Source organism: Bradyrhizobium sp. SEMIA (genome assembly GCF_014844175.1).
Taxonomy (GTDB): domain Bacteria; phylum Pseudomonadota; class Alphaproteobacteria; order Rhizobiales; family Xanthobacteraceae; genus Bradyrhizobium; species Bradyrhizobium arachidis.
Window position 1 is genome coordinate 1,618,360 of record NZ_CP046601.1, and the last position, 12,494, is coordinate 1,630,853.

General features: G+C 63.5%; 12 protein-coding genes. 8 read left to right on the top strand and 4 right to left on the bottom strand.

Annotated features, from left to right (window positions below; genetic code table 11):
* Positions 1 to 153 precede the first annotated feature (153 nt).
* Positions 154 to 1,680, top strand: coding sequence for a murein biosynthesis integral membrane protein MurJ (gene murJ, locus FOM02_RS07700; RefSeq protein ID WP_265441561.1), 1,527 nt, complete (start codon positions 154 to 156; stop codon positions 1,678 to 1,680).
* A 75-nt stretch (positions 1,681 to 1,755) separates the two neighbouring features.
* Here the strand turns inward: murJ and FOM02_RS07705 are convergent, their stop codons facing one another.
* Entirely contained in the window at positions 1,756 to 2,823 is a 1,068-nt protein-coding gene (locus tag FOM02_RS07705; RefSeq protein WP_265441562.1) for an HlyD family secretion protein, read from the bottom strand.
* A gap of 117 nt (positions 2,824 to 2,940) precedes the next feature.
* On the bottom strand, positions 2,941 to 3,417 hold the full coding sequence (locus FOM02_RS07710; RefSeq protein WP_322596954.1) for a DUF3302 domain-containing protein: 477 nt from the start codon (positions 3,415 to 3,417) through the stop codon (positions 2,941 to 2,943).
* A gap of 373 nt (positions 3,418 to 3,790) precedes the next feature.
* Here FOM02_RS07710 and FOM02_RS07715 point away from each other — a divergent pair, with 373 nt between their 5' ends.
* Complete coding sequence (locus FOM02_RS07715) at positions 3,791 to 3,937, top strand: DUF2839 family protein (RefSeq protein WP_265441563.1); 147 nt, start codon at positions 3,791 to 3,793, stop codon at positions 3,935 to 3,937.
* A gap of 175 nt (positions 3,938 to 4,112) precedes the next feature.
* On the opposite strand, the gene FOM02_RS07720 is transcribed toward FOM02_RS07715, so the two are convergent.
* Positions 4,113 to 4,916, bottom strand: coding sequence for a hypothetical protein (locus FOM02_RS07720; protein ID WP_143130544.1), 804 nt, complete (start codon positions 4,914 to 4,916; stop codon positions 4,113 to 4,115).
* A gap of 39 nt (positions 4,917 to 4,955) precedes the next feature.
* Between FOM02_RS07720 and FOM02_RS07725 the strand changes: the two genes are divergently transcribed.
* From FOM02_RS07725 to FOM02_RS07750, 6 genes are all read left to right on the top strand, one after another.
* The gene (locus tag FOM02_RS07725) at positions 4,956 to 5,231 is read left to right on the top strand and encodes a DUF1127 domain-containing protein (RefSeq protein ID WP_265441564.1); all 276 of its coding nucleotides are present in this window, start codon (positions 4,956 to 4,958) and stop codon (positions 5,229 to 5,231) included.
* 322 nt (positions 5,232 to 5,553) lie between these two features.
* Positions 5,554 to 6,471: an NADP-dependent oxidoreductase gene (locus FOM02_RS07730; RefSeq protein WP_092213301.1), complete on the top strand. Its 918-nt coding sequence runs from the start codon at positions 5,554 to 5,556 to the stop codon at positions 6,469 to 6,471.
* Positions 6,472 to 6,778: 307 nt separating this feature from the next.
* Entirely contained in the window at positions 6,779 to 9,088 is a 2,310-nt protein-coding gene (locus FOM02_RS07735; protein WP_027560408.1) for a xanthine dehydrogenase family protein molybdopterin-binding subunit, read from the top strand.
* A gap of 132 nt (positions 9,089 to 9,220) precedes the next feature.
* On the top strand, positions 9,221 to 9,667 hold the full coding sequence (locus FOM02_RS07740; protein ID WP_027560407.1) for a c-type cytochrome: 447 nt from the start codon (positions 9,221 to 9,223) through the stop codon (positions 9,665 to 9,667).
* A gap of 158 nt (positions 9,668 to 9,825) precedes the next feature.
* Complete coding sequence (locus FOM02_RS07745) at positions 9,826 to 10,635, top strand: substrate-binding domain-containing protein (RefSeq protein WP_265441566.1); 810 nt, start codon at positions 9,826 to 9,828, stop codon at positions 10,633 to 10,635.
* A 178-nt stretch (positions 10,636 to 10,813) separates the two neighbouring features.
* On the top strand, positions 10,814 to 12,097 hold the full coding sequence (locus FOM02_RS07750) for a cystathionine gamma-synthase family protein (RefSeq protein WP_027560406.1): 1,284 nt from the start codon (positions 10,814 to 10,816) through the stop codon (positions 12,095 to 12,097).
* A gap of 7 nt (positions 12,098 to 12,104) precedes the next feature.
* On the opposite strand, the gene FOM02_RS07755 is transcribed toward FOM02_RS07750, so the two are convergent.
* Entirely contained in the window at positions 12,105 to 12,479 is a 375-nt protein-coding gene (locus tag FOM02_RS07755) for a VF_A0006 family four-cysteine protein (protein WP_027560405.1), read from the bottom strand.
* Positions 12,480 to 12,494 lie beyond the last annotated feature (15 nt).

The window sequence follows — 12,494 nt, forward strand, 5'->3', positions numbered from 1 at the left end:
CTCTCTGCTTGGAAGGTGCGGAGAGATACCCCTCACCCGATTGAGTTCGTAGCTACCTGTGGTGCAGCCCTCTCCCGCAAGGGGAGAGGGCGCAGCAATGCGCATCGCAAGATGCAATCGACCTCCGTCCGATAAGCCTCTAGAACAGTCCGCATGCTCGGACGTATCTTCACTGTCGGTGGTTACACGCTGCTCTCGCGGCTGACGGGGTTTGCCCGCGACATCATGCTCGCGGCGATCCTCGGCGCCGGCCCGGTGGCCGACGCCTTTTTCGTGGCGCTGCGGCTGCCCAATCATTTCCGCGCGATCTTCGCCGAGGGCGCGTTCAACGCCGCCTGGGTGCCCGCCTACGCCCATGTCCATGGCGAGCGCGGGGAGGGGGCGGCAAAACTGTTCGCCGACCGCATCTTCACGCTGCTGCTGGCCTCGCAAGTGGTGCTGCTGATCCTGGCCTGGCTGTTCATGCCGCAGGCCATGAGCTTGCTCGCGCCGGGCTTTTCCGAGGATGCCGAGCAGCGCAAGCTTGCGATCGAGCTGACCCGCATCACCTTTCCCTATCTCCTGCTGATCACGCTGGTGACGCTCTATGGCGGCATGCTCAACGTGATGCAGCGCTTCGCCAGCGCCGCGGCTGCGTCGATCTTCCTCAATGTCGCGATGATGATGACGCTGGCGCTGGCCGCCTGGTTTCCGACCGCGGGCCACGCCGCCGCCTGGGGCGTTCTGATCTCGGGCTTCCTGCAATATTTCCTCCTCGCCGGTGATCTTGCCCGCCACGGCGGCCTGCCGCGCTTTGCGCCCTTGAAGCTCGACGAAGACGTCCGCGGCTTCTTCAGGGCGCTTGGGCCGGCGACGCTGGGCTCGATGGGCACGCAAGTGGCATTGTTTGCCGACACCATCATCGCGACCTTCCTGCCCGCCGGCGCGCTCTCGGCGCTCTATTATGCCGACCGTCTCAACCAGCTCCCGATCGGCGTGATCGGCATCGCCATCGGCACGGTGCTGTTGCCCGAGATGTCGCGGCGGATCACCGCCAACGACCACGACGGCGCGATGAAGGCGCAACGCCGCGCCTTTGATTTCACGCTGCTGTTCTCGATCCCGTTCGTCGCGGCCTTCATCACCGTGCCGGACGCGATCATGCGCGCGCTGTTCGCCCACGGCGCGTTCTCCAAGGCCGACGCCGCCGCGGCCGGCGCTACGCTTGCGGCCTATGCCATCGGCCTCATTCCTTTCGTGCTGATCCGCAGCGCCGTCGCGACCTTCTATGCGCGCAAGGACACCGCGACCCCGGTGCGCGCCTCGCTCACCGGCATTGCCGTCAACGTCGCGCTGAAGATTGCCCTCATGGGATCGCTCGCCCAGATCGGCCTCGCGCTGGCGACCGCCGTCGGCGTCTGGACCAATCTCTTGCTGGTGCTGTTCTTCGCCGTGCGCCGCGGCTTCCTCGTGCTCGACCGCGCCTGGCTGCTGTCGCTCGCCAAATTCCTGCTGACCGGAGTCATCCTGGCCGCCGCATTTTGGCTGATCGCACGCTTCAGCGCTTCGTCTCTGGCCTCGATGCGCTTCCACGATGAAGTGACGCTGGTCCTGCTCGCCGTCGGCGGCACGATCGTCTACGCGCTCGCGATCCTCGTGCTGTTCGGCCGGAGCTGGCTGGTCTCACTGGTGCGCGGCTAGGCGAGTACCGAACGCCGGCCATGCCTGCTCCTTCGGTGCAGGAGCCGCCCGGAGGCGACGGACCGCAGACGTTTCCTAGATTCCTTCCAGGAATATGTAGTTCTGCCAGCTGCGCATACGCAGAAGAATCTTTCGCAGCAACGACAGCTCATGAATGTGCTCGGTATAGATAGCGGCTTCGCCTGCCGAACCGAGTGGGATCTGATAGGCCGAAACATCCTCGACGATGTCAAGGACGGCCAGCGCGCGGTCTTCGGGCAGTGCCCCACCGACACTCACAAGCGTGCCTCCGCTTTTGAGCTGGCCGGCAGCAATCGCATCGATTACGACGCGAACCTTGGCCTTGAAGACGCGACCCGGAATCCCCTTGAAAAGGACTTCGGCTTCATCGCCGGCGTGAACGCGCTGAAGGGCGTTCTGCTGGAACGCCGCCGCCAATGCACGGTCGCTCGGGCTGTCGTTGACGAAAATCAGGGCCGAGTTGAAGAGCGGAGCTGGAACCACGTACACGCCAGGCCTCAAAGCCAGCTGGGTAACAAAGCCACTCGTCGGCGCTCGTACCACCGTCTGATCCAGATCGTATTGGGCGTCGGCGAGTTCGTTGCGCAGGCGCACGATGACCGAGTGTTCACCGTCAACCGTCGCGCCATACGCCTGCCGTGCGCGGTCTTCCGCGGCGATCGTCTCGGTCGTCGCGTCCTTTGACGCATCCAGATTGCGCCTTGCGGTGTCGAGCGTAGCCTGCGCGACGACGTTCTTCTGAAACAGCTCGGCTTGCCGGTCGTAGGTCGCCTGCGCAAGCTCTAGCTGGGCCTTCGCCTTTGCGGTCGCGGCTGCCGCCTGATCAACCGGTGTCTTGAGCTGGGCGACATTGGCTTCCGCATCTGCCAGCCCCGCCCGTTTTTCCGCGACGATATATTCGTAAGGTTTGGGGTCGAGCTTGAAGAGAACCTCTCCAGCCTCAAGGTGCTGATTGGTGCGGTTAGCGATCGGCACTTCGATCACCCGGCCTTTAACCGCGGGAAATATCTGCGTCACCGAGAAGTAAATGCGGGCATTGGTCGAAAACGGGTGGTTGTAGGCCATTGTGATGAACAGCATCGAGAGCCCGAAGATGCCGCCGAGAGCCGCCGTCGCCAGCATCCATTGATTGACCGGATTCTGAAAATCTTGAACGTGGCATAGCAGAGTGCGACGTAGGTCAGTGTCAGCAATATTTCCATCAGCAGCCTCCCAACCCGTGCCTCGAAATTGCACCAGCTACCGTGGAGCAGCATGGCCTTCCGAAGCTGCCACTTTCATCGCAGGAGTCTTTTCCTCGGCGTTCAAAACCAACTGTCCGGGCACATCGATCGCGGGCCTGCGCTGCTCCTTGCTCGATTGATCCGATCGATTTCCGGATTCGAGCCTGGCTTCGATCTCGGCCATGCGATGGCGGAGTTCCTCCAGCTGGTCGACCGCCTCCTTCGGAGAGGCTGGCTCGCCCGGCTTATGATCGAAACCCCAGCCCCGCTCCGGCTGATACATCATCGCCCAAATCCAGAGGAACGGCCAAAGCAAGTGCAGCATGAACAGGCTGATCCAGCCGGCGGCGTGGATCGCGTCCTGGTGCGGGTGGTTACGCGCGTGCGCTATCCGGGCCGGAATGTCATGGATGGCGATGATGCCGTAGACCAGTACGATCACCACGAAGAACAGCAGACCCAATGCGAAGTAATTCAGGAACGGATCTTCCATGAATTCTCCTCCCGGTAAGGCGCGAGGTCGAATCCCACCCGTCAGGCTGCGCAGGTAGTCTTGGGACGGCGCGCCTAGCTGAAAACTGCCAAAACAATCCCCGGGAGTCTTGAGATAGGTCAAGGTCGCCGGAGAATCGGCCGTAAGGTGAGGGGCCTGGGGCCTGTCCTCAGCGCTTATCGAGATCGGCGCCGATGTGCGCGAGATACGGTGATGACGCTATTCGAACCAGGCGAGCCCGATCTCGGGCGGTCCCGACCCTCTACCGTCTTCGGAAGAGCGAAGGGTGTTATCTACTTTCTGGGGGCTGTGGCGTTTCTAGTCAGCGTTCTCTTTTTTATGGGCATTCTTGTGGGGGACTAGGCGAGATCAATTGCGCGCTTTCTCGCGCTGGACCGTGCCTTGGCTGCTGTCGCTCGCCAAATTCGTGCTGACCGGAATCATTCTCACCGCCGCCTTCTGGCTGATCGTGCGCTTCAGCGGCCCTGCGCTGGGCGCGTGCACTTCCGGGACGACGTGACGCTGGTCCTGCTGGGGGTCGAAGGGACGATCGGCTACGCGCTCGCGATCCTCGTGCTGCTCGGCCGGAGCCGGCCGGTTTCGCTGGTGCGCGGCTAGGCGCGTATCGATAAGCTCGTTTTGCCCGCTCCGGCTACGAAGGCGGACCAGCAGCGAACGAGAGTGCACAGCCAGCCCTACTCGAAAGTATGTTTCTCGTTCATTATGCTCTGGTAGATTTCGCCTGAAATCATATGGCCAATGCCGCTGAGATCGCCGGGACTGCCGATAAACTGCTGGCCCGCAAGTTGTGCGCCACTGGAGACGTCCCAAAGCCGAAACTCGACTTTGATCCGGTCGTCGGGCTGACGGGTGATGCGTCCGACGACCAATCCCTGTGTGCGGGTTCTGCGCCAATCGGAAAATTCGGGCGGCGCGTCGACATTCACGTTCTTGTCCAGGAACGCCACCTGATCAACTAACTCGAACGCGCCGCTTTGCTTGAGGTCAGAGGCAATGGCCCGCGAGAGTGAACTACCTAGTTCAGTCTCCGAAGGGCCGGCTGCAGCAAAGTCAGGCAACGCTATCCGCATGGGCTGGCCAATTCTAAGAACTGGGCGCTGAACCCAGGGATCGGCACCCGCAGGCACACTCACCGCGATAGCCACGGCGGCAGCGATTATTCGAAAGCTGATCATGATCCCCCAGAAGACGATCTCCACGACTGGAGGTGAGCATTTGGGCAGAAATTGGTGCACGTTCGCATCGGCTCGAACAGTGCCGGCGCGAGGGCTCGCCTCCAGGGTGCAACCAATGTCCGCACATCTCTTGATTTCGTGCGATTCGCGTGCTAGTGGCACCTCATGATCAAATCCGTGCGCAAAGTGAACTCGATGCACATGACCCGCTTCGGCTGGGCCGTGGGAGGAGTCGCGCGCTAGGAATTCGACGACGACATCTTTCCACCAGGGCCCCGCCGGCATCGGACGGGGCCTTTTCATTGGCCACGCTCCCTGCCGGCACAACAGCAGGAGCGTGCGATGCCACCTCAACTGACGAACAGCACATGCGAGACGGAGGGCGATGCCGCGAGGCGCGGCCTCGACCTCTCCATGGTCTTGAGCTTGCTTAGACGATACTGGCGTGTGTTTCAGCAGCAGCGCTTGGGTCAGCGAGTCACCTTGCAGGACTTGAGTGACAGGGAGCTGATGGACATCGGCCTGACGCGCGGCGAGGTCGACTACTTCACGCCTGAGCGCGCGATCGATACGCTGAGGAATCGCGCCGCGGATCTATGGGGGCGCGGTGGGATGTAAGCGATCGACCGTGCGGTGATCCTCGTGCGCGCTTCTCGTCGGCTCGCTGTCTCAAGGCCGACGTCACGGCATCGGCTGGTACAGCCAGAATCGTCAATCTTGGTACTTTTTTTGTAGTCAGGCGCAACGCATCTACTCGCTACGACCATGGATCGGAGCGAGCCAGATCCATCGGGCTCGGCGGGAGTCGCGGTCAATGCAGACAGCTCAGTCGCCGACACAGAGACAGGAGTTCCACACTGCCTGACGTGTGTGGAACTCCGGCGCGTGCGCGCTCCCTCGCATCTCAACCGAAGAGACAAATGACCAAGGAGAGAATCCCATGAAGGCGATCGTTGTAACGGAGCAAGCCGCGGGAACTGCCGGGATGAAGCTGGTGCATCGGCCCGAGCCGCAGGCAGCAATAAACGATGTCGTCGTCCAGATTCATGCGTCGCGATTTATCCCGACTGAGCTTGAGTGGCCCTCGACCTGGGCCGATCGCCTTGATCGCAACCGAACGCCGTCGATCCCCGGGCACGAGCTCGCCGGAGTGGTCTCTGCCCTTGGATATGGAACGACGGGGCTGTCGGTGGGACAACGGGTGTTCGGTCTGGCGGATTGGTATCGCGACGGCACGCTGGCCGAGTACGTGGCGATCGAGGCGCGCAACCTTGCGCCGCTGCCGGGCGACGTCGACTTCACCGTGGGCGCGAGCTTGCCGATCTCGGGCCTGACCGCGTGGCAAGGGCTGTTCCAGCACGGTCGCCTTCAGGCGGGACAGAGTGTGCTGGCACACGGTGCGGCAGGCGCAGTCGGGTCTATGGTGACGCAACTCGCACGAGAGGCCGGAGCCTACGTCATCGGCTCCGGACGTGCCGCCGATCGTCAGACCGTGCTCGACTTTGGCGCGAAGGAGTTCGTCGACCTCGACAACGACGCACTAGAGGACGTCGGCAAAGTCGATCTGGTGTTCGATGTCATCGGCGGCGACATCCAGAAGCGGTCTGCAGCACTCATTCGAGCCGGAGGAACACTGGTGTCCATCGTCGGGCCGGTGGAGGCTCGGCCTTCCCAAGGGCTGGCGATCGATTTCGTCGTCGAGGCTGATCGTGCCCAACTGAGCGAGATCGTCCAGCGGGTGCGGGACGGACGACTGCGGATCAACATCGGCAACGTCTCGACCCTCGACGATGCCGTCGCCGCCTTGAATCCGACCGAGCGACGTAAGGGGAGTACGATTATCCGCGTTCGTCCCTGACCGAAGCACGTCCATTGATGTGCGCAGCCGGCCGGCGCGTCCAGGTCGGCCGGCTGTTGGGAATGTCGGAGCGGGTCAATAATCGGCCTCTCAAAGCGTCGCAAAACGTCGCTTTGCTGCCATCGGCTGACGGCTGGACGGCACGATCACCATGCTTGGGTGTGGGCCACAAGGGGCGAGCGCGCCGAGGACCTCCGCCGGGGCGGATGCGATCTTTCAATGACCATGCCCGCCCAAACCCATTTGCCTTGCCACTTTTTCCACGGCAATATGGTTCGCAAAACAACCATGAGAACGGGAAAAGACAATGGCGGCTCCCATCAAGTTCGGCGTTGGCCAAAGCGTGCTGCGCAAGGAGGATGACGCGCTCATCCGCGGCAAGGGCCGCTATACTGACGACTATGCGCCGCAGGCCGCGCTGCGCTGCCTGATGCTGCGCTCGCCGCATGCCCATGCCAAATACACCATCGATGTGAGCCGCGCACGCGGGCTGCCCGGGGTCGCGCTGATCCTGACTGCCGATGACGTGAAGGATCTCGGCAATCTGCCCTGCCTGTTCAATCTCGAGACCGATCCGTTCACCGGCCCGCCTTACCCGATCCTGGCTGGGGACGAGGTGCGCCATGTCGGCGATGCCGTCGCCTTCGTCGTCGCCGAGACCATCGACCAGGCCCGCGACGCGATCGAGGCGATCGAGGTCAAATGGAGCCCGCTGCCGGCGGTGACCGGCGTCGTCAACGCCGTGAAGAAGGGCGCGCCACAGGTCTGGCCGGACAAATCAGGCAATGTGCTGTTCGACGTCTCGATCGGTGACAAGGCCGCGACCGAAGCCGCCTTTGCCAAGGCGCATGCGGTCGCCGAGATCTCCATCGTCAATCCGCGCGTGGTCGCGAGCTTCATGGAGACGCGCGCCGCCGTCTGCGAATACGACGCCAAGCGCGACCATCTGACGCTGACGGTCGGCAGCCAGGGCAGCCACCGCCTGCGCGACATCCTCTGCCAGAACGTGCTCAACATCCCCACCGACAAGATGCGGGTGATCTGCCCCGACGTCGGCGGCGGCTTTGGCACAAAACTGTTTCCCTACCGCGAATACGCCCTGATGGCGGTCGCCGCGCGCAAGCTGAAGAAGGCGGTGAAGTGGGCGGCCGATCGCTCCGAGCATTTCATGGGCGATGCGCAGGGCCGCGACAACGTCACCACCGCGAAGATGGCGCTGACTGAAGACGGCAAATTCCTCGCGATGGATTGCGACCTCATGGGCGACATGGGCGCATATCTCTCGACCTTCGGGCCCTACATCCCGCATGGCGGCGCCGGCATGCTGCCGGGCCTCTACGACATCCAGGCCTTCCACTGCCGGGTGCGCACCATCTTCACCAACAGCGTGCCGGTGGACGCCTATCGCGGCGCGGGCCGGCCCGAGGCGGCCTATGTCATCGAGCGCCTGGTCGACGCCTGCGCGCGAAAGCTCGACATGACGCCGGACGCGATCCGCCGCAAGAATTTCATCCCGCCAAAGGCGCTGCCCTACAAGACGGCCACGGGCAAGGTCTATGATTCCGGCGACTTCGCCGCGCATCTCAAGCGCGCGATGGAGATCGCCGACTGGAAGGAATTTCCAAAGCGCGCCAAGGCGGCCAAGAAGGGTGGCCTGATCCGCGGCATCGGGCTCGCCAGCTATGTCGAGATCTGCGGTGTGATGGGTGAGGAGACGGCCAATGTGCGGCTCGATCCCAATGGCGACGTCACCGTCCTGATCGGCACGCAGTCGAGCGGGCAGGGGCACCAGACCGCCTATGCGCAAATCGTCGCAGAACAATTCGGCCTCGCGCCGGAGCGCGTGCACGTCCGTCAAGGCGATACCGACGAGATCGCGACCGGCCTCGGCACCGGCGGCTCGGCATCGATCCCGTCAGGCGGTGTCAGCGTCGAGCGTGCTACGCGCGAGCTCGGCTCGAGGCTGAAGGAGATCGCGGCGCAGGCGCTGGAAGCCAGCGCCGGCGACCTCGAGATTTCGGAAGGAATGGTGCGCATCGCCGGCACCGACCGCTCGATCTCGTTCGCCGATCTCACCAAGCGGCCCGGCGTCGATCCGTCGAAGCTGAATGGCAGCGCGACCTTTGCCAGCGCCGACGGCACCTACCCGAACGGCACGCATCTGGCGGAGATCGAGATCGATCCGGCGACCGGCATCATCAAGATCGTCAACTACGTGATCGTCGACGATTTCGGCAAGACGCTCAATCCGCTGCTGCTGGCGGGGCAGGTGCATGGCGGCGCCATGCAGGGCATCGGCCAGGCCTTGATGGAGCAGGTGGTCTATGGCGCGGGCGACGGCCAGCTCATCACCGCGACCTTCATGGACTACGCGCTGCCGCGCGCGGCGGATGGTCCGGCCTTCGTGTTCGAGACCAACAACGTCCCCTGCAAGACCAATCCGATGGGGGTGAAGGGCGCGGGCGAGGCCGGGGCGATCGGCTCCTGTCCGGCCGTGGTCAACGCCATCGTCGATGCGCTCTGGCGCGAATACAAGATCGACCACATCGACATGCCGGCGACGCCGGAGCGGGTGTGGATCGCCATCAACGAGCATCACCGCCGTCACAGCCTGTAAGTTCAAGCCGAGCCAAATCATCCCAAGTGCGACGATTAATCGCCGCGCTTGGGACGGAATGAAATCTGCCAAGCGGTGTTGGCCCCATTGTGGGGTCAGCACGATCCTGTCTCAAGGAAAGGGATTTTGCGAATGAAGCGAGTGTTGGTAGTTGCGGGCGCGCTGCTGTTCGGCATGGGCGCGGTCTGGGCGCAGCATGAGACCGTCAAGGAGGTCCAGACGCTCATGAAGGGCAATGGCAAGAACGCCGGCGCGGTGGCTGCGATGGTCAAGGGCGAGAAGCCCTACGATCAGGCCACGGTGGACGCGGCGCTGACGCAGTTCGCGGACACCGCCAAGAAGCTGCCGAGCCTGTTTCCGGCGAGCGCCAAGGGCGTGAAGCTCGACGGCGATTACTCGGCCTCGCCGAAGATCTGGGAGGACAAGGCCGGCTTCGAGGCCAAGGTCGCCAGCTTCGCCAAGGTCGTCGGCGAGGCCAAGGGCAAGATCAAGGATCTGGATTCGCTCAAGGCGAATTTCCCCGCGGTCGGCAAGGAATGCGGCGGCTGCCACGAGACGTTCCGAATCAAGAACAGCTGAGGCGCTTTTCGCCTTCGCTCTTCGCGCTTCGGCGGACAAGCCGCTCCATCCGGCTACCAACTGTCAACGAAGGGCGCTGCGCAAGCAGCCGCCCTTTTTTGTTGCCTCGCATGTCGCGGCTGGACGCAGGCCCACTTTCGTAGGACACTGCGCGCGAAATGCTTCTCGAGGTCCTTATCGTGCCGCGCCATGTCGTCTGCCTGTTTGCCGTTCTGATCGCTGTCCTGTTCGCGCCCGGCGCAAGAGCGGCCGATCTCAAGGTGATGATCTCGGCCGGCTTCTTCAACGTCTACAAGGAGCTCGGTCCCGCGTTCGAGGCATCGACCGGACACAAGCTCGTCACCACGCGCGGACCTTCGATCGGCGATTCGCCAGAGGCGATCCCGACGCGCCTCGCGCGCGGCGAGGACGCCGATGCCGTGATCATGGATGGCGTCGGCGTCGATCTCCTCGACAAGCGCGAGCTGACGCGCCCCGGCAGCCGGATTCAGCTCGCGCAATCGTTCATCGGCATGGTGGTGCGCGCGGGTCAACCCAAGCCCGACATCAGCACGATGGACTCGCTGCGCAAGACACTGCTTGCGGCCAAATCCATCGCTTATTCGGACAGTTCGAGCGGCACCTATCTGTCGACGGTCGGCTTCAAGAAGCTCGGCGTTGCCGACGAGATCGCCGGCAAGACCCGCAAGGTGCCGGGTCCGCCCTCGGGCGAGCCGGTGGCTGCGGTCGTTGCCCGCGGCGAGGCGGAGATCGGATTCCAGCAGGTCGCCGAACTCATGCATGTTCCGGGCGTTGATCTCGCGGGCACGGTGCCAGCCGAGATCCAACCGCCGACTTACTACGTCGGCGCGTTGCCGAAGAATTCGCAGCATCCCGAGGCCGCAATCGCCCTGCTTAATTTCCTGTCCTCCGCGGACGCAGCAGCTGCCATCACCAAAGCCGGGTTGAAGCCGTTGCCGGCGCACTGAAGGCGGGCCGGCGCGTCGTCTTTGCGTGATCTGAAGGCCGTACATTGCGTGCGATGAGTAGCGGACTCCGCTTTCTTTGATGCGAGCCGCCGGAACCGGCGTCTCCGATTCCGATTGCTTCAGCATCGCGAAAGCTCAGGTGCGGCGCGCATCTCGATCAGGACCAGCGAGGCAAGCCATGGCAAAACCGTTCCCGTCGAAGACCCACATCGCCAACCATATGCTGCATCCGGAAACGCTGATGCTGACCTATGGCTACGATCCGCAGCTCTCGGAAGGCGCCATCAAGCCGCCGGTGTTCCTGACCTCGACCTTCGTGTTCAAGACGGCCGAGGACGGGCAGGACTTCTTCGATTTCGTCTCCGGCCGGCGCGAGCCGCCGGAAGGGATGGGCGCGGGCCTCGTCTATTCGCGCTTCAATCATCCCAACAGCGAGATCGTCGAGGACAAGCTCGCGGTCTACGAGCGCACCGAAAGCTGCGCGCTGTTCTCGTCCGGCATGGCGGCGATCGCCACCACGATCCTCGCTTTCGTGCGGCCGGGCGACGTCATCCTGCACTCCCAGCCGCTCTACGGCGGGACCGAAACGCTGCTGACGAACACGCTTGCGCGCCTGTCGATCGGCGCCGTCGGCTTCGCAGACGGTGTCGACGAGACGGCGGTCAGGCAGGCTTCGGAAGAGGCGATGGGCAAGGGCCGCGTTGCGATGATCCTGATCGAGACGCCGGCCAACCCGACCAACGGCCTCGTCGACATCGCGATGATCCGGCGCGTTGCAGATGCGATCGGAAAAGCGCAGGGACTTGTTCCGGTCATCGCCTGCGACAACACGCTGCTGGGACCGGTGTTTCAGCGGCCGATCGAGCATGGCGCGGATATTTCATTGTATTCTCTCACCAAATATGTCGGCGGTCATTCCGACCTGATCGCGGGCGCCGCGCTCGGCAGCAAGGCGATCATGAAGGGCATCAAGGCGCTGCGCGGCGCCATCGGCACCCAGCTCGATCCGCATTCCTGCTGGATGATCAACCGCTCGCTGGAGACGCTCAGCCTGCGCATGGAAAAAGCGGATGCGAATGCGCGCCTCGTGGCTGATTTTCTGCGCGACCATGCCAAGGTCGCGAAGGTGCATTACCTCGGCCATCACGAAGAGGCATCGCCCGCGGGGCGCGTGTTCGCGCGGCAGTGCCTCGGCGCCGGATCGACGTTCTCGTTCGACATCGCCGGCGGCAAGGACGCGGCGGTGAAATTCCTCAACGCGCTGCAGATCTTCAAGCTCGCGGTGAGTCTCGGCGGAACGGAGTCGCTCGCCAGCCTGCCGGCGACGATGACTCACTCCGGCGTTCCCGCCGACATCCGCCAGAAGATCGGCGTGCTCGATTGCACGATCCGGCTGTCGATCGGCATCGAGAATCCGGCGGACCTGATCGCCGATCTCGGGCAGGCGCTGAACGCCGCCTGAGCGCGCTTCAAAGTGGATTGGACGCGCGGCAGGCCGACATGATCGCCGCGGCGGCCTCGTTGCTCTGCGCGCCGGAGAGCTGACGCACGAGGCAGACATAATAGCCCTTGCTGGATGCGTTCAGCAGCGAGTCGCCGTTAACGACAAGCCAGTTGCAGGCCGAACGGATATACTGGACCGCAAGGGGCGATCGCGTGTCGCGGAGCGCGGACAGCTCGCATTGCGCCTGCCTTTCCTGGTCGCTTTGCGCTGCGACCGGTCCGGAGAACGCAACAATCGCAGCGGCCGCGACAGCGCCGGCCAGGACGTATGACGGCGTGCTGTTCCGTCTGCGGATGCCTGCGACGTTGGGCCGACCGAGAACGCTGGAAACGAGGCGCACGGTGTCACTCTTCGG